Genomic DNA, 16699 nt, shown 5'->3' with positions numbered 1-16699 from the left:
CTAAACCTCTATTTATTAATATTTTATAGTTATTTTTACTTGTAACCAATTTAACTGTAAAATATGAAAAAGTACTTCGTTTTGTTTTTCGCTATTGCAGCGTTATCAAGTTGTGGCAGTAATACTTCTATTGTAAACAGCTGGAGAGATCCTGACGTTACTATTACTCAGGAACATTTTAAAAAAGTTTTGGTTGTTGCTTTAGTCAAAGATGAAGCCTCGAGAAGAATTACCGAGAACAGAATTGCTGCGAGTAATCCAGTATTCAAAACTTCTTATCAATATCTTAATGCAACTTCACAATTAACACAAGAACAAAAACTAAAAATTTTACAAGACGAGAACTTTGACGGCGTTGTTAGTATGCGCTTAGTCAGCAAAGAAAAAGAAGTTAATTACGTACCTGGTACCTATACAGGAATGTACTACGGCGGATTTGACGGAATGTATACAGGAATGTACGGATATGGATTTGGAAACTGGTACGGAATGTACTCTCCTGCTTTCTATGATCCGGGATATTACCAAGAAACTACGTCCTATATGGTAGAAACCAATGTATTTTCATTAAAACAAAACAAATTAATCTGGACAGGAACAACAGAATCTCAATACGTTACCGATTTAGGCCAAACTGTCGATGCAATTATGCAGGCGGTTGTAAAAGAAATGAGAAAAGACGGTTCGCTTCCGCCAAACTAAAATATCAAAAAAGCAGTATTCTAAAATGCTGCTTTTCTTTTGTTTAAAAAATGACTAATTTTGTCAAGACTAAATTATTCATAAAATGAAATCGCTTTTAAAAAATGCTAGAGAACAAAAAGGATTAAAAACTCGTGAGTTAGCTCAGCTTGCTGGTATCGATCAAGCTTTGATTAGCAAATTTGAATCTGGCACTCGAAAACCAACAAAAGATCAGATAATCAAACTTTCTCAACTACTAGAAATTGATTACGAAACTTTAATGATTGCATGGCTTAAAGAAAAGATTCTTTATGAAATTGGTGATGATGATCTTGCTTTGAAAGCATTAAAAGTTGCGGAAGACGAAATCAAATACAACAAAACGGTTTCGAATCTTAAACTATCTACTTCGTTAGAGAAAATCCTAAAAGAAATTGATTTTTTAAAAGAAAAACTAGACTCTTTTCGCCAGTTTGACAGCTTTAAAATTAAACAAGCTCTCGAATTAGAATATACTTTTGAAAGTAATAGAATTGAAGGAAATACAATGACTCTTCGTGAAACGGATATGGTTATCAATGAAGGTTTGACAATTTCTGGAAAAAGTATGCGGGAACATTTGGAAGCCATTAATCATCAAGAAGCTATTGGTTTTATAAAAGAATTAATGAGTAAAAGCAACTCGTTAAATGAACGTGATCTTTTATCTATTCATAATTTAATACTTCGAGGAATCATTCCGGAAGATGCTGGACGTTACAGAAAAGTTCAGGTCATGATACAAGGGAGTACGCATATGCCTCCCCAAGCTTTAATGGTTCCACAAGAAATGGAGGAATACTTTATTTGGTACGAAATCAATAAAAATAAATTGCATCCTGTTATCCTTGCTGCCGAAATGCATGAACGTTTAGTTACAATTCATCCTTTTATTGATGGAAATGGCAGAACTTCAAGATTAATAATGAATTTAATTCTAATGCAAAAAGGTTATCCGATAGCCAACATTAAAGGAGATTATGAAAACCGAATGCAGTATTATCAAGCTTTAGAAATAGCACAAACTAAAAAAGACAAAGAAGATTTTTTTCTGTTTATAGCTCAAAAAGAAAAAGAAAGTCTAGAAAGATACATTTCAATTCTTACGCAATAAAAAAGCCCGTTTAAAACGGGCTTTCTCATTAATTTTTATCTTCTAATAAAGGAACAAATCTAAATTCTCCAAATTCATGTTTTTCGAATTGAGTTTCATTTTTCCTGATTAATAAAGTCATAATCTGAACATCTTCTCCAAGCGGAATAACAAGTCTTCCTCCTATTTTTAATTGAGCCATTAACGGCTGAGGAATAAATGGTGCACCCGCCGTAACTATAATACTGTCAAACGGAGCAAAATTTGGTAATCCTTTGTAGCCATCTCCAAAAGAAACGTGCTTTGGACGGATATTTAATTTTGGAAACAAATTAGATGTTGTTTTAAATAATTCACTTTGTCTTTCGACCGTAAATACTTTAGCGCCTAGCATAAATAAAACAGCTGTCTGATAACCAGAACCTGTCCCAATTTCTAAAACTTTGTGATCTTTCTTAATTTCAAGTAATTGTGACTGAAAAGCCACTGTATAAGGCTGAGAAATGGTTTGTCCCGCACCAATAGGAAATGCTTTATCTTGATAGGCAAAATCTTCAAAACTTGAATTCAAAAAAAGGTGTCTTGGAATTTTTTTTATCGCATCCAAAACCGCTCTATCAGTAATTCCTTTTTGCTCTAAAGTCGTTACTAATTGATTACGAAGTCCTTGATGTTTAGCTGTATCTTTCAAAATGGGTAGGTTTTATTTTCGCAAAAATAAGAAAACAAATTATCAAAAGTCAACTACTTTTTTATGATTTAATTTCTATTTTTGATTTATGCACTAACCCAAATGAAATCTAATCTTTTATGAAAAAAGCTTTACTCGTTTTATCTTTCTTTTTCTCCCTAATTGGAATTTTATCCACTTTTTTTCTTGTGTTTTTTAAGATCGAATACCTTAATGAATTTACCGGAATTATTTTAAGTTTAAAACCTCATTATTTTTCCGGACTCAATACTTATTTGGAAACAGAACGCTTTAGCAATAATTCATCTAGAGGAATGATTTTCTCGCTTTTAAATTTATTTTTTTATCTCACTTTCCTTTCAGGTTCCATAATTTATTATGTTTCAAAATATAAAGAAACAAGATTATTGAGTTTTAATTATAGCATAGCAATCATTAGTGGACTTATAGGTTTATCGTATTTTGTTTTTGTAGATGCTAATAAAACATCTCCATATTTACTTTATAAAATAGTCAGTGTAGTAATTAACGTTATAATACTTTTCATATCTTATTATATTATCATAAAACCTTTAAATGAAGCCGTTGGAGACATTAGCACCACCGAAATTGCAGATGATATTACTTTAGAAAATTCGTCAAAATCTAAACGCTTCCTAAATTTAATTATTGATACAATATTAATACTTAGCATTGCTTACGGCTTTTTTGAGTTCTCAGAAAGAAGTACTATTCTAACAGCCTTTTATGAAAAATTATATACCGCTTTTGGAACAGAGTTTTCTATTTTATTTTATATATACATAATCAAATTTATATATTACCTATTTTATGAATCTCTGTTTAAATCAACGCCTGCAAAATTTTTAACAGGATGTTATATTACAGATGAAAATGGAAATCAGCCAGATTTTTCAATGATTTTAAAAAGGACACTATGTCGATTTATTCCTTTCGAAAGTTTTTCTTTTCTAATGGGCAAAAACCTACATGATGATTACTCAGATACTTATGTTGTAAACAAAAAAGCAGATGCAAATATTGAAAAACGCTATTTATTAGTTTTAGGAATCAGCTTCTGCATCATGTTGATATACTATTATTTTAATAGATATTAATACTTTTTTTTCTTTAGCAAATCTAAATTAAAACTCAAAATATTGACTTTAAATTGAGATCTCGCTAAATCTTTACTGCATACATTTTCACGTTCAACAAATAAATTATATTTTTGTTTAAAATACATTCTCATGTTAAAAGTAGGAGTTTTAGGTGCTGGTCATCTTGGTAAAATACATTTACGCTTATTACAACAATCTGACAAATACGAATTAGTTGGATTTTACGACGAAAATCAAGAAAATGCCGAAAGAATCTCAAAAGAGTTTGGCTATAAAAACTTCAGCACAATTGCAAAACTTATTCACGCTGTCGACGTGATTGATATTGTAACTCCAACACTTTCACACTACAAATGTGCAAAGGTTGCGATCAAATCTGGAAAACATATCTTTATCGAAAAACCAATTGCCAATACTGTAGAAGAAGCTGAAGAAATTATTGCTTTAGCAAAAGAATACAATGTAAAAGGACAAGTTGGTCACGTAGAGCGCTTTAATCCCGCTTTTATTGCTACAAAAAACATGATCGAAAACCCGATGTTTATAGAAACACATCGTTTAGCCGAATTTAACCCGCGTGGTACAGATGTTCCTGTGGTTTTAGATTTAATGATTCATGATATTGATGCTATTTTAAGTGTCGTTAACTCAAAAGTAAAAGATATTCACGCTAGTGGTGTATCTGTAATTAGTGATACTCCAGATATTGCCAACGCTAGAATCGAATTCGAAAATGGCTGTGTTGCCAATTTAACGGCAAGCAGAATTTCGTTGAAAAATATGCGTAAATCACGTTTCTTTCAAAAAGATGCTTACATTTCTGTTGACTTTTTAGAAAAGAAATGTGAAGTGGTCCGTATGAAAGATGCGCCAGAAGTTCCTGGAGATTTTGATATGATTCTTCAAAATGCTGAAGGTGTAAAAAAACAAATCTATTTCACTAATCCAGATGTTGAGCAAAACAATGCTATTTTGGACGAACTAGAATCTTTTGCAAATGCAATTAATACAGATACTACGCCAGTTGTAACACTTGAGCAAGCTACAGATGCTTTGCGTGTGGCTTATCAAATTATTGATTGTTTCGATAAATAATTTAAAGAATTTTAAAAATAAAATTAGCCACGAAATTCGCGATAAAATTGTGAATTCGTGGCTAAATTGTAAAATATAATATACTAAAAGTAATATGAAAACAATAGCTGTAATTGGAGCAGGAACAATGGGGAACGGAATTGCACATACTTTTGCGCAAAGCGGATTTACTGTAAAATTAATCGATGTTTCTGAAAAATCATTAGATAAAGGAATGGCAACTATTGCGGCAAACTTAGATCGTATGTTGTCTAAAGGAACAATTACTCAGGAAGATGTTGCTAAAACAATCACGAATATTATCACGTATACAGACTTAAAAGACGGAGTTGTTGGCGTAGATTTAGTAGTTGAAGCTGCAACTGAAAATGTTGAATTAAAACTAAATATCTTCAAACAATTAAACGAATATTGCTCACATAATACCATTTTAGCAACCAATACTTCTTCAATTTCAATTACACAAATTGGAGCTGTTGTAGCACATCCAGAACGCGTTATCGGAATGCACTTTATGAATCCGGTGCCGATTATGAAATTGGTCGAAATCATTCGCGGATACAATACAAGCGATGAAGTAACTAAAATCATCATGACTTTATCTGAAAAATTAGGTAAAGTTCCTGTTGAAGTAAATGATTATCCTGGTTTCGTAGCAAACAGAATTTTAATGCCAATGCTAAACGAAGCAATCGAAACGTTATACAACAAAGTTGCTGGAGTTTACGAAATTGACACCGTAATGAAATTAGGAATGGGACACCCAATGGGACCTCTTCAATTAGCTGATTTTATTGGCCTTGATGTTTGTCTAGCAATCTTAAATGTAATGTACGACGGATTTAAAAATCCAAAATATGCTCCTTGCCCACTTTTAGTAAATATGGTTAGAGCTGGAAAACTTGGAGTTAAATCTGGTGAAGGTTTTTACGATTACAGCGAAAGCAAAAAAGCAGAGAAAATCTCGAAGCAGTTTATTTAGTATTTCCATTTCCTAAAATAAGAATACTTTTCGTCTAAGATATGATTACATTTGAGGGAGAACATAAAAATTTAAAAGCTCGAATTTTTAGTGAAAGACCTTTTGCTTACTTATTTATATTTATAATTTATTCATTCGTAATTTCTCGATTTTTTGAAGACAAAAATCTAAAATATTACGCATATTTTCTTGAATTAGCTCTTTTAATATTATGCATTACATTAGCTATAAATTCATTCAAAAGTATTATCAATTTAGTTACAATTGATGAAAACAAGATAATATTAGAAGGTGAAGATTTCAATGCAAAATGGGAAAAGTCAATTTCCTTAAAAGAAACAAAAATTGAAGCAAAATGCAAGTCTACTCGGGGAGGTTTGTGTAGTACTACCTTTTATTTAAAATTAAAAAACGGAAAAAATAGCTACACTATAAATTCATTTCAAACGTTTTCAGATGAACAAATTCTCAAAATATTTAATGATTTTAAAACATACAAGGGAGAAAAAATTATAATTGACGAAAAGTTAGATATAATGAGAATCCAAGAAAAAATAGAAAAATGTCAATAGCATCAAACTTAAATACAATCAAAGCAAGTTTACCTGAACACGTAACCCTTGTTGCTGTTTCAAAAACAAAACCTGTTTCAGACTTGATGCAGGTTTACGAAGCAGGTCAGCGCATTTTTGGAGAAAACAAAATTCAGGAAATGACTGAAAAATGGGAAGAAATGCCAAAAGATATTCAATGGCATATGATTGGTCATGTTCAGTCGAATAAAGTCAAATTTATGGCACCGTATGTCACTTTGATTCATGGTGTTGACAGTTTGAAATTATTACAAGAAATAAATAAACAGGCTTTAAAAAACAATAGAATTATAGATTGTCTTCTTCAAATATACATTGCAGAAGAAGAATCTAAATTTGGTTTGGACGAAAATGAACTAAACGAACTTTTAACTTCTACAGAGTTCGCAGAATTGAAAAATATTCGTATCTTAGGTTTGATGGGAATGGCTACTTTTACCGAAGACCAAAACCAAATAAAGAAAGAATTCACACATTTAAAATCTATTTTTGATTCTATCCAAAAACTGCAAATTGTTGATTTAAAAACAATTTCAATGGGAATGTCTGGTGATTATCAATTGGCCATAGAATGCGGAAGCACAATGGTTAGAATTGGAAGCAGCATTTTTGGCGGAAGATAATTACCATAGATTTTAACTGATTACTAAAAACTGAGACTGAATACTGAATTTGTACGCAATACTAGACATAGAAACCACTGGGGGACAATTTAATGAAGAGGGAATTACCGAAATTGCTATCTACAAATTTGATGGGCATGAAGTAGTTGATCAATTCATCAGCCTTGTTAATCCTGAAATTCCGATTCAGCCCTTTGTAGTAAAACTGACTGGAATAAATAATGCAATGTTGCGTTCTGCTCCAAAGTTTTACGAAATCGCCAAACGCATTATAGAAATTACTTCAGACTGCGTAATTGTGGCCCATAATGCTTCTTTTGATTACAGAATCCTTAGAACAGAATTTCGCCGTTTAGGCTACGATTTCGAAGCTAAAACACTTTGTACTGTAGAATTAGCAAAAAAATTAATTCCAGAACAACCTTCATACAGTTTAGGAAAACTAGTTCGTGCACTCGGAATTCCAATGGCAGACAGACATCGTGCGAGCGGAGACGCTATGGCAACGACAAAGCTGTTTAAAATGCTTTTGGAGAAAGACACAGAGAAAACGATCGTAAAAGATTTTATAAAACTCGAAGTCGAAAAAGGAATTTCTCCAAAATTCTTGGACATTTTAAGCCAAATGCCAACCAAAACTGGCGTTTATTATATTTACAATGAAGGTGGAACTTTGATTTATATTGGCAAAAGCCAAAATATCAAAAAAAGAGTCAATCAGCATTTTACTGGAATTACAACCAAAAGCAAAAGAATTCAGGCTGAAGTTTTCACCATAACATACGATGAAACTGGAAGCGAACTAATTGCGCTTTTAAAAGAAAGTCAAGAGGTAAAAATCAATCGTCCTAGATATAATCGTTCGCAAAAGAAAACCGTTTTTCCTTTCGCATTATATGCTGAAAAAGATACAAACGGATATATCAATTTAAAACTTGAAAAAGCAGACGGACGTAAAAAAGAAATTACATCTTTTGCTTCTTTACAGGAAGGCAAAAATGCACTTTTTAGATTTACAACAAAGTATCATTTGTGCCAAAAATTAACCGGTTTATATCAAACCAAAAAAGAGTGCTTTCAATATAAAATCAAAGAATGCGACGGCGCTTGTATTGGCGAAGTTACATCAGAAGTTTACAATTTAAGAGTACAGCAGTTTATCTCAGAAAACAGTTTCGAAAATAAAAGCATGATCTTAATCGACAGAGGCCGAAATATAAATGAAAGAAGTGCGATTTTAATCGAAAACGGAACTTACAAAGGTTATGCTTATTACGATTTAAATTATCAAATCACAAATATTGATATACTCAAAAACATTCTGATCCCAATGCAGCACAACAGAGATGTAAAGAACATTATTCAAAGCTACATCCGCAAAAGCAAGTCATTAAAGATTCTTAATTTTTAAAATATAATCTTTCATCATCTTATTAGATATGAAAAACAAAAAATCAAAATACGAGCACTTCAGAGAAAAAATCAAAATCATCCTTTATGGCACTGACACCATCTTAGGACGAATGTTCGATTTAATTCTTTTGGGCTTGATTTTGCTGAGTGTTCTGTTAATAATGCTCGATACTGTTCAAGGAATCAGTTCTAAATATCACGACCAATTACTGATTTGCGAATGGATAATTACGATATTTTTCACCATTGAATATATTCTGAGAATTATCTCCATTCAAAAACCAATAAAATACATATTCAGCTTCTACGGAATCATCGATTTATTAGCCGTATTACCAATGTATTTATCGATTTTTTTTCCTGGTGCCAGTATTTTATCAATCGTAAGAGCATTGCGTTTTCTTCGATTGTTCAAAATTTTACATATTCCGCAAATCAATCATCAATCCTTACAGTTAAAAGAAGCCATTGACGCAAGTAAAGAAAAAATTCTAGTTTTTATTTACTTCGTTTTAATCAGCACCATAATTATAGGCTCGATAATGTATTTGGTTGAAGGAAAAGAATCAGGATTTACAAGTATTCCAATGGGAATTTATTGGACAATTGTTACTTTGACAACAGTTGGTTATGGCGACATTTCTCCGCAAACTCCTTTAGGACAATTTATTGCAGCATTTGTAATGATTTTAGGTTACGGAATAATTGCTGTTCCAACAGGAATTGTTACAGCCGAATTTGCAAAAAGCAGTCTAAAAAACAATGCTGTAAACAGTAAAAAAACATGCAGAAAATGCCAGTCTCAAGTCCATTTTGATAACGCAAAATATTGTTATCAATGCGGAACAGAATTGCCAAATAATTAAAATAAGAAGCTAATCCAGCTGTACATTGCAACTCCTCCTTATCTTTGTTGTTTTTTTAAAGTCATAAAAGGAGCTTCCGCTGGTCGCTCTTTTATTCCAAAAAAACAAACAAATATAAGTCCGGGGTTTCCATTTCCATCTGGGCTAAAAAATATGAAGTACCTAATCACCATTGTCGGACCAACAGCTATCGGTAAAACCGCCTTAAGCATTGCTTTGGCACAACATTTTAAATGCGAAATTATTTCTTGCGACAGCCGTCAGTTTTTTAAAGAAATGACTATTGGAACCGCCGTTCCAAGTCAGGAAGAATTAAACGCAGCGAAACATCATTTTATTCAAAACAAATCCATTTTTGAAAATTATACCGTTGGCGATTACGAAAAAGAAGCACTTTCAAAACTCGAAGAATTATATCAAAATGATGATTTTGCAATTTTAATTGGTGGTTCTGGTTTATATGTTGACGCTATTTTAAAAGGCTTTGATGAATTTCCAGAAATAAATCCAGAAGTTCGATCTGAAGTAAATTCAAATTACGAAAAACTTGGAATCGAATATCTTCAAGAGCAATTACAAAATTTAGATCCAGATTATTATCAAAAAATAACAATAGAAAATCCGCAGACATTACAAAACCCTCAACGAATGATGCGTTTTGTAGAAGTTTGCATAGGATCACAAAAACCATATTCTTCATTTCTAAATTTGAAGAAAAACAACAGAAACTTCACTCCTATTTTAATTGGCTTAGACGCCGACAGAGAAATTATTTATAGCAGAATCAACCAACGCGTCGATATCATGATCAATATGGGATTACTGGAAGAAGCCAAATCACTTTATCCCAACAAAGAGTTAAATGCTTTACAAACGGTCGGTTATAGAGAATTATTTAGTTATTTTGACGGAGAATTCACTTTGCCATTCGCAATTGAAGAAATAAAAAAGAACACACGCCGATTTTCTAAAAGACAGTTAACGTGGTTCAAACGAAATGAAAACACCAAATGGTTTGATTATTCGACCGACAGAAATGAGATTATTCATTGCATCGAAGAAAATCTAAAATCATCAATCTAAAATCTAAAATTAGCAATGCCTATATCACCAAATTTCACATCAGTTTTGAGTAAAGACTGGGAAATTAATTTTACACAATGTACGCCAAACGGCTACTTAAAATACACCGATTTATGCAATCTTTTACAGCTTACCGCTGCTGCGCATTCAGAAGTTGGCGGAATCAGCTTTACAGACATGCAGGAATTTGATCAGGCTTGGGTTTTAAGCAGAATGCGTGTAGAAATAACTGCTTTACCAAAATGGCAGGATGTTGTAACGGTAAAAACTTGGATTAATAGTCTTGAAAATTCACGTTCGGTTCGTGCGCTTGAAATGTATGTAAACGGAAAAAAGATTGTTGGTAGTGAAACTTATTGGGCTGTTTTTAATACCAAAGCACGACGTCCAGAAGCTTTAGCTTTGCCTTATGAACATTTCGAACTTTACCCAGATAACAGAGCAACTGTTGAAGGTTTTTCTAGAATTAACATTAATCCTGATAAAGAATCAGTTTTTGAAAAAACGGTTTATTTATCTGATTTAGATATTGTAAATCATGCGAATAATGTAAAATATCTGGAATGGTGTTTAGATCATGTCGATGCCAAAAGAATTCTAAAACAAGAAGTTAAAAGCTTCGAAATGAATTTCCTAAAAGAACTTTCTCTAAACGATCAGGTTGTAATCCACGAAAATGAAAATGAAGATCATTCAGCAACAACATTCAGCATTACAAAAGGTGATAAAAATTGTTTTGCATTAGAATTACACTGGAAATAAAATTTCTTTAATCTAACAATATCCCCACAGTCTTGTCATTTCGACGAAGGAGAAATCTTCGCAAGTGACTCCATAAAGATTGGACTCTCATTGCGGAGCTACTCGTGGAGATTTCTCCTTCGTCGAAATGACAAACTTTGCGTACACCCAATCAAAATAAACAAAAAACGATGCGAAGTTGCATCGTTTTTCGTTAATCAAAATCATTTCGCTTTCTTTTTAGCACTTTTCTTTTTTTCTTTAGGTTTCTTCTTTTCCAACAAATCTACTTTATCTTTAATTCGCTTTTCTACTTCACTAATTCCAGAATCATAATCATGCTGAATAGAATATAATTTTGCTTGCTTAATTTCTTTCAAAGCTTCTTTAAATTTATGCTGCACTTCTAACAAAACAGCTTTCTTTACAAAAATCATTGATTTATTTATTCCTTTAATAGTCAAAGCAAAGTCAATCAATTTTTGAGCTTCTTCGAAATCTTCATTCACAATTAAAGTCTGCAAATAATACGGATAAACTTCAAGAGCATGAATATTAATCGCTAAAGCTTCCTGAAAATAAGATTTCGCTTCTTCATAATTCATTAATTGCTCTGCCTGAATTCTTCCGTATAAACACAAAACCATTGTATTTTTATTATCATAAGAAAAAGCATAATCCAAAGATTCTATAGTTTCTTCAAGTGAATAAGGGTAATTATCCAATGCTTGAAAAAGGTATTTATCAATTGTTTTCATTTTATGTGTCGATATTTATTGTTTTTTTTGGTCACATATAATTCGCATATCATCATCGTTTATTGCGACCAACTTTTAATTATGCTCATTCCGCAAATCGTTCTTCAATTTTTGACGAGTTCCTTTGTAACTTTTCTCCACTTTATTCTTTTTAAAATCACTTCCAGTAAAAACTCTCACAGGATTTCCTCGCTGTATATTAAGCTGATTTTCCCATTGTTTTCCCACATGATTTTTAAGCTGAAGTAATTTCTCGTCTTCTAGTTTTTTAATTAATCTTTCTGTTGCCAGTTTTTTGTTTTGATGCTGTGAACGGCTGTCCATTGAAACTACTGCAATTCCTGTCGGAATATGAGTTGCCCGAATCGCAGAACTTACTTTATTTACATGCTGTCCTCCTGCTCCCGAGCTTCGCATTGCCTGATATTGAATATCGTTTTCAGAAAACAAGTTATTTTTCTGTTGTTCGATTTCAAAAATTCCAATAAACCAGTTTTTGCGCTTGTGCATTTTCCTAAACTGACTATGACCAATCCATTGAACTGTTCCTATCCAAGAATTCACAAACTGATCTGCATTTTTTCCTCTTATAGCGATCGAAGCAGTTTCTACAGTTCCATTTTCAATTCCAGCTTCTCTTTGCAGTAAAACCGTTTCCAATTGCTGTTCTTGTGCTTCTTCCAAAACTTTTTTAAGCACTTGGGCAACCACCCAAGTGCATTCTGCAGGTCCGCGACCCGCTGTTATCTGAATTATTCTTTCCATTTCTTTAAAATTTTGAGCAGCTTTTCTCTATTTTTTGCTGCTTTTACAAATTGCGGTAAACGAGCCACCAAACTTGATGTGTAATTTGCTTTTGAATTGCGTTCTCTTAAATCAGCACCAATATATTTTTCCAAATAATCAATATGATCAAGGTTATACGCCCAAAAGATTTTCCCATCAAATTCTTTTTGAAACCAAAGCGGTAAATCATACCACATTTCTCTCACTAAACCATTGTCGAGTTTTGATTCTTCTCTAACTCTATATGTTTTCGTTTTCCATTCCTCTTGAAAATTGCAATGAGGACATTTCGTTTTGTACGTTAAAGGTTTCTCTTTTAATGGTTGTGAATGATATTCAAATTTTTCGTAGCAATTATTACAATATTCTTTGCCAAAAGCGATGTATTGATACACAGCTTCTTTTATTTTATAAAAGCATTTTTTGCATTCAAAAACCATGCTGTGGCATTTTCCACATTCACATTTTTCCTTTAATTCTTCTTTGACAGCTGCTTTCGATTCGCATTTTGGACACTTAACCAAAATCTCATTATAAAAGCTTCCCAGCCATTTATTTTCGTCTTGAAATCTTTCCATAATTTTTTAATTTTTAGCGATCCATTCTAACAATTTTAGGCGTAAATGTTCCTAAAACTTCAACTAAATCTGTTTGGTTTGCCATCACTTTTGTAATGTCTTTGTATGCCATTGGAGCTTCGTCAATATTACCGCCAATCAAAGTCACATCGTGTTTCTTCAATTCTTTATTAATCTGACTTTGCGTAAAACTGCTTTTACATTTAGCCCTAGAAAACAAACGTCCAGCGCCATGCGAAGCTGAGTTCAAACTCTCCAGATTTCCTTTTCCTTTCACAATAAAACCTGGTGCTGTCATCGAACCAGGAATAATTCCCAACTGACCTTCACCTGCAGGTGTCGCTCCTTTTCTATGCACAATACATTCCTGACCGTTTACCATTTCTTTCCAAGCAAAATTGTGGTGATTTTCTATAGTTACCACTACTCTTTTCCCGATCGCTTTGGCAATTCTTCTATGAATATCATCGTGACAAGCTTTTGCATACTCTCCAGCTAAATTCATAGCCAGCCAATATTCCTGACCGTCATGTGTATTCAAATCCAGCCAAGCTAAATGCTGCACATTTTTCGGCAACGGACATTGCTTAGTCGCTAAATACGTGTAATGTTTTGCAATATTAGCCCCCAATCCGCGAGAACCACTGTGGGATAAAACAGCAAAATATTCTCCTTTTTCCAATTTCCATTCATTCTCCGGATTATCAATTTTTGCAATTCCGAACTCTACGAAATGGTTTCCTCCACCTGAGCTTCCCAATTGTTTGTAAGCTTTTGGCAAAAGATTTTTTAACAACGGAATATCTTGAAATTCGCTCTTATGAAAAACTTCATGATCGACTCTTGAAGATTGCACTTCATTCATTCCGAACTTGGTATTATCTCTTAAAATTGCTTCTAATTGATGTTCTCTTCCTTTGAAATGAGAAGCTGGCAAATCAAAAATCGAAAGACTCATTCTGCATCCGATATCAACTCCAACACCGTACGGAATAACCGCATTATCAGTCGCCAACACTCCCCCAATTGGTAATCCGTAACCCGAATGCGCATCTGGCATTAAAGCTCCAGCAACCGAAATTGGCAGTTTCAATGAATCATACAATTGAAATTTAGCTTGCTGATCAATTTCGTTTTCGCCAAAAATCGAAAAAGGTGCTCTCGTTGTTTTTAACTGATGCATTCTTACTTGAACAGGCTTGATTAAACCTTCAGCAACTTTTCCCCACGTTCCGTTTCCTTCATATTTTTCAGGATTTAACAATACGTCTTTTGCTTCTGTTAGAATAGATTCCTTTTTTTCTCTTTTTCTATATCTGTTTATTTGCCCTAAAGCTATATTTATTGAATTGTTCTTTGGAAAACCTAATTTAATCAGGTCTTTTCCAGATAATTTATTTCCCATGATTTTATATCATTTCATCTACATATTGCTGATACAATAGGTGTAGACTTTTATTTTTTATTGGACTTATCTCTCTTGGGTTTTCACTTTGAAAATACCCCCAATTATAAGACAGCCCCTTTACTAATCTGTTTATTTTTCCTCTAAGATTATAATTTGAAGTATAATTTAAAATAAGCTGAATTTCACTTTCTAAATCAGAATCCAACATTCTTTTGTGCGTAATCATGTAAGGTTTTACCTGAAGTACATAGCGCCAAGGCTCGTTAAACACATAATGAATTCTATATCTCTCAAAAACTTTACTCCAACGTTCTTGCTTGCTAAAATGTACTTTTTCTCTTTCTGACAATTCCAATTTCGGGCTGTTCCATTCACTTTCAGTAAATTCTTTTAGCTTTTGAATTTGCACAGAAGAAGCATTTTTTCTCTTTTTACTTTTCCTTTTTTTAAAGGTTTTATCCGAAGAAAATTGCCAAGTATTTATCTTTTCCAACAGAGTTTTGTAAAATTCTGCTTCACTTGATCTTACAACATCATCTCTTAATTTAAAATGACGTTGCCATCCTTTTTGATAAGGCTCATCAAGCAGGATCCAAGGCAAGTTATTACGCTGTTTCCAAAGTTTTTTTTCAAGATTGTCCAGTTGGATTAATTGTCTTTCAAAATCTTCTTTTACTAATCTTTTCTTTCTTCTTTTACTTTTAAAACGAGTACATAAAGCATACTCATCTACCGTATAATTTTCCATAAAAAAATTATCGTGCATTAAATTAACAGCCAAAAAGGCTTAACCTTTTATCCTCAAGGATAAATTCTAAAAATCGATTTTCGGGAAAATTTTGAAGTGTCTAGAATAAAAAAAGCCCGAAACTTATAGTCTTCGGGCTTTTTTATATATCTAAAAATGTATTTCTAAGATTGAAATAAGCCACGAAGAATCACTTCACCAAAACCATTTGGTGTAAAGCTCTGAGATGTCGATGTAAGTACAAACACTATTTCTTCGTTTTAAAGGGTTATTATTTTTTTCGTTTGCAAATATTCAGAATTGTTTTTTGATTTTCCAAATTTATTTTAAAGAAAATTCGTGTCAAAAATAAATCACACATTTTATTCACTTTAAAAACACACATTATCTATTTGAAAATCAAAATTATAAACACAATAAATTCAACTTAAAATATTCAATAAAAAAATCCAAATTCTAATTATTTTTAGCTTTGTCTGTCAATTCGACGAAGGAAGTTACACAATCGTAATTCGATAAAGATGATGATTCACTTTGTGTAGACGCAATACAGTGCATCTCTACGATTTACATTATCTATAAACTAATGGCAATTGGTGACATTGGATGCTAAATTTCATTCCTAAACACAAAAAAAGCCCTGATTTCTCAGGGCTTATACTATTTATAGTGAATTTGTTATTCAGTAACTTTGCTTTTTACAACTAATCTGAATCCTTCTCCGTGAATGTTTAAGATTTCAACATCTTCATCTGCTTTTAGATATTTTCTCAATTTCGCGATGTAAACATCCATACTTCTTGAAGTAAAGTAGTTGTCGTCTCTCCAGATTTTAGTTAAAGCTAATTCTCTCGGCATTAAATCATTTTCGTGAAGAATCAACATTTTAAGCAATTCATTTTCTTTTGGAGATAATTTGATTGGCTCTTCATCTTGGTAAGTCAAGAATCTAAGTTTTGAATTTAAATGGAATTTACCAATATTAAATTCAAACTGCACTTGTTCAGCTTTTGTATCAGCAGATTTTCTTTGAATGATTGCTTTAATTTTCATTAAAAGAACTTCTGAATCAAAAGGTTTATTTAAATAGTCATCAGCACCAGCTTTGTAACCTTTTAACACATCTTCTTTCATAGATTTTGCTGTTAAAAAGATAATTGGCACTTCACTGTTCTTTTCTCTAATTTCTTTGGCTAAAGTATAACCATCTTTATAAGGCATCATGACATCAAGAATACATAAATCATATACATCTTTCTTGAATTTTTCGAAACCTTCCATACCGTTTTTAGCTAAAGTAACTTCAAAGTCATTTAACATTAGATAATCTTTAAGAACCGCCCCAAAATTTAGGTCATCTTCTACTAAAAGTATTCTTTTGTTAGTATTTTCCATAT

The 16699-nt window shown here is 32.3% G+C and carries 18 protein-coding genes; 11 read left to right on the top strand and 7 right to left on the bottom strand.

The features are described 5' to 3' along the window. The first annotated feature begins 63 nt into the window (after positions 1 to 63). Together DM444_RS20750 and DM444_RS20745 are read left to right on the top strand one after the other, a co-directional pair. Positions 64 to 702 (top strand): putative periplasmic lipoprotein, encoded by a 639-nt coding sequence (locus tag DM444_RS20750; protein WP_111290248.1) that lies wholly within the window; start codon positions 64 to 66, stop codon positions 700 to 702. Between the two features lie 85 nt (positions 703 to 787). Beyond that, on the top strand, positions 788 to 1837 hold the full coding sequence (locus DM444_RS20745) for a Fic family protein (RefSeq protein ID WP_111290246.1): 1050 nt from the start codon (positions 788 to 790) through the stop codon (positions 1835 to 1837). Positions 1838 to 1865: 28 nt separating this feature from the next. Here the strand turns inward: DM444_RS20745 and DM444_RS20740 are convergent, their stop codons facing one another. After that, positions 1866 to 2507, bottom strand: a complete 642-nt coding sequence (locus tag DM444_RS20740; protein ID WP_111290244.1) for a protein-L-isoaspartate(D-aspartate) O-methyltransferase — start codon at positions 2505 to 2507, stop codon at positions 1866 to 1868. A 119-nt stretch (positions 2508 to 2626) separates the two neighbouring features. Here DM444_RS20740 and DM444_RS20735 point away from each other — a divergent pair, with 119 nt between their 5' ends. The 9 genes from DM444_RS20735 (at position 2627) to DM444_RS20695 (ending at position 11045) form a co-directional block, all read left to right on the top strand. Further along, positions 2627 to 3625, top strand: a complete 999-nt coding sequence (locus DM444_RS20735) for an RDD family protein (RefSeq protein ID WP_111290242.1) — start codon at positions 2627 to 2629, stop codon at positions 3623 to 3625. 132 nt (positions 3626 to 3757) lie between these two features. Next, positions 3758 to 4723, top strand: a complete 966-nt coding sequence (locus DM444_RS20730; protein ID WP_095927680.1) for a Gfo/Idh/MocA family protein — start codon at positions 3758 to 3760, stop codon at positions 4721 to 4723. Positions 4724 to 4817: 94 nt separating this feature from the next. After that, the gene (locus tag DM444_RS20725; protein ID WP_111290240.1) at positions 4818 to 5705 is read left to right on the top strand and encodes a 3-hydroxyacyl-CoA dehydrogenase family protein; all 888 of its coding nucleotides are present in this window, start codon (positions 4818 to 4820) and stop codon (positions 5703 to 5705) included. Positions 5706 to 5746: 41 nt separating this feature from the next. Beyond that, positions 5747 to 6277 carry a hypothetical protein gene (locus DM444_RS20720; protein WP_111290238.1) on the top strand — a complete coding sequence of 177 codons (531 nt, stop codon included), beginning with the start codon at positions 5747 to 5749 and terminating at the stop codon, positions 6275 to 6277. Next, positions 6268 to 6921 carry a YggS family pyridoxal phosphate-dependent enzyme gene (locus DM444_RS20715; protein ID WP_111290236.1) on the top strand — a complete coding sequence of 218 codons (654 nt, stop codon included), beginning with the start codon at positions 6268 to 6270 and terminating at the stop codon, positions 6919 to 6921. The genes DM444_RS20720 and DM444_RS20715 overlap by 10 nt, the downstream gene beginning before the upstream one ends. A gap of 49 nt (positions 6922 to 6970) precedes the next feature. Beyond that, positions 6971 to 8332, top strand: coding sequence for an exonuclease domain-containing protein (locus DM444_RS20710; protein WP_111290234.1), 1362 nt, complete (start codon positions 6971 to 6973; stop codon positions 8330 to 8332). Positions 8333 to 8360: 28 nt separating this feature from the next. Continuing rightward, on the top strand, positions 8361 to 9200 hold the full coding sequence (locus DM444_RS20705) for an ion transporter (protein ID WP_111290232.1): 840 nt from the start codon (positions 8361 to 8363) through the stop codon (positions 9198 to 9200). A gap of 153 nt (positions 9201 to 9353) precedes the next feature. Then, positions 9354 to 10283, top strand: coding sequence for a tRNA (adenosine(37)-N6)-dimethylallyltransferase MiaA (miaA, locus tag DM444_RS20700; RefSeq protein ID WP_111290230.1), 930 nt, complete (start codon positions 9354 to 9356; stop codon positions 10281 to 10283). Between the two features lie 15 nt (positions 10284 to 10298). After that, entirely contained in the window at positions 10299 to 11045 is a 747-nt protein-coding gene (locus tag DM444_RS20695; protein WP_111290228.1) for an acyl-[acyl-carrier-protein] thioesterase, read from the top strand. Between the two features lie 203 nt (positions 11046 to 11248). Here DM444_RS20695 and DM444_RS20690 read toward each other — a convergent pair whose 3' ends face one another. From DM444_RS20690 to DM444_RS20665, 6 genes are all read right to left on the bottom strand, one after another. Further along, positions 11249 to 11782, bottom strand: a complete 534-nt coding sequence (locus tag DM444_RS20690; RefSeq protein ID WP_111290226.1) for a hypothetical protein — start codon at positions 11780 to 11782, stop codon at positions 11249 to 11251. Positions 11783 to 11857: 75 nt separating this feature from the next. Next, positions 11858 to 12547: a peptide chain release factor H gene (prfH, locus tag DM444_RS20685; RefSeq protein ID WP_111290224.1), complete on the bottom strand. Its 690-nt coding sequence runs from the start codon at positions 12545 to 12547 to the stop codon at positions 11858 to 11860. Beyond that, the gene (locus tag DM444_RS20680; protein WP_111290222.1) at positions 12535 to 13146 is read right to left on the bottom strand and encodes a hypothetical protein; all 612 of its coding nucleotides are present in this window, start codon (positions 13144 to 13146) and stop codon (positions 12535 to 12537) included. Before DM444_RS20680 ends, prfH begins: the two co-directional genes overlap by 13 nt. A gap of 13 nt (positions 13147 to 13159) precedes the next feature. Next, positions 13160 to 14551, bottom strand: coding sequence for an RtcB family protein (locus tag DM444_RS20675; protein WP_111290220.1), 1392 nt, complete (start codon positions 14549 to 14551; stop codon positions 13160 to 13162). A gap of 4 nt (positions 14552 to 14555) precedes the next feature. After that, positions 14556 to 15335 (bottom strand): hypothetical protein, encoded by a 780-nt coding sequence (locus DM444_RS20670; protein WP_111290218.1) that lies wholly within the window; start codon positions 15333 to 15335, stop codon positions 14556 to 14558. 645 nt (positions 15336 to 15980) lie between these two features. Next, positions 15981 to 16697, bottom strand: a complete 717-nt coding sequence (locus DM444_RS20665) for a response regulator transcription factor (protein ID WP_111290216.1) — start codon at positions 16695 to 16697, stop codon at positions 15981 to 15983. Between the last annotated feature and the right edge of the window lie 2 nt (positions 16698 to 16699).

It is taken from the genome of Flavobacterium ginsenosidimutans, assembly GCF_003254625.1.
Classification (GTDB): Bacteria; Bacteroidota; Bacteroidia; order Flavobacteriales; family Flavobacteriaceae; genus Flavobacterium; species Flavobacterium ginsenosidimutans.
Note: the sequence above shows the minus strand (reverse complement) of the source record. Positions and strands in the feature narration are given on the sequence as shown.

Excerpts from the sequence above, each read along its gene's own strand:
- DM444_RS20675 (WP_111290220.1), bottom strand. The coding sequence starts at position 14,551 with ATGGGAAATAAATTATCTGGAAAAGACCTGATTAAATTAGGTTTTCCA.
- DM444_RS20725 (WP_111290240.1), top strand. The coding sequence starts at position 4,818 with ATGAAAACAATAGCTGTAATTGGAGCAGGAACAATGGGGAACGGAATT.
- DM444_RS20705 (WP_111290232.1), top strand. The coding sequence starts at position 8,361 with ATGAAAAACAAAAAATCAAAATACGAGCACTTCAGAGAAAAAATCAAA.
- miaA (WP_111290230.1), top strand. The coding sequence starts at position 9,354 with ATGAAGTACCTAATCACCATTGTCGGACCAACAGCTATCGGTAAAACC.
- DM444_RS20730 (WP_095927680.1), top strand. The coding sequence starts at position 3,758 with ATGTTAAAAGTAGGAGTTTTAGGTGCTGGTCATCTTGGTAAAATACAT.
- DM444_RS20715 (WP_111290236.1), top strand. The coding sequence starts at position 6,268 with ATGTCAATAGCATCAAACTTAAATACAATCAAAGCAAGTTTACCTGAA.
- DM444_RS20690 (WP_111290226.1), bottom strand. The coding sequence starts at position 11,782 with ATGAAAACAATTGATAAATACCTTTTTCAAGCATTGGATAATTACCCT.
- DM444_RS20680 (WP_111290222.1), bottom strand. The coding sequence starts at position 13,146 with ATGGAAAGATTTCAAGACGAAAATAAATGGCTGGGAAGCTTTTATAAT.
- DM444_RS20735 (WP_111290242.1), top strand. The coding sequence starts at position 2,627 with ATGAAAAAAGCTTTACTCGTTTTATCTTTCTTTTTCTCCCTAATTGGA.
- DM444_RS20745 (WP_111290246.1), top strand. The coding sequence starts at position 788 with ATGAAATCGCTTTTAAAAAATGCTAGAGAACAAAAAGGATTAAAAACT.
- DM444_RS20720 (WP_111290238.1), top strand. The coding sequence starts at position 5,747 with ATGATTACATTTGAGGGAGAACATAAAAATTTAAAAGCTCGAATTTTT.
- DM444_RS20750 (WP_111290248.1), top strand. The coding sequence starts at position 64 with ATGAAAAAGTACTTCGTTTTGTTTTTCGCTATTGCAGCGTTATCAAGT.
- prfH (WP_111290224.1), bottom strand. The coding sequence starts at position 12,547 with ATGGAAAGAATAATTCAGATAACAGCGGGTCGCGGACCTGCAGAATGC.
- DM444_RS20665 (WP_111290216.1), bottom strand. The coding sequence starts at position 16,697 with ATGGAAAATACTAACAAAAGAATACTTTTAGTAGAAGATGACCTAAAT.
- DM444_RS20695 (WP_111290228.1), top strand. The coding sequence starts at position 10,299 with ATGCCTATATCACCAAATTTCACATCAGTTTTGAGTAAAGACTGGGAA.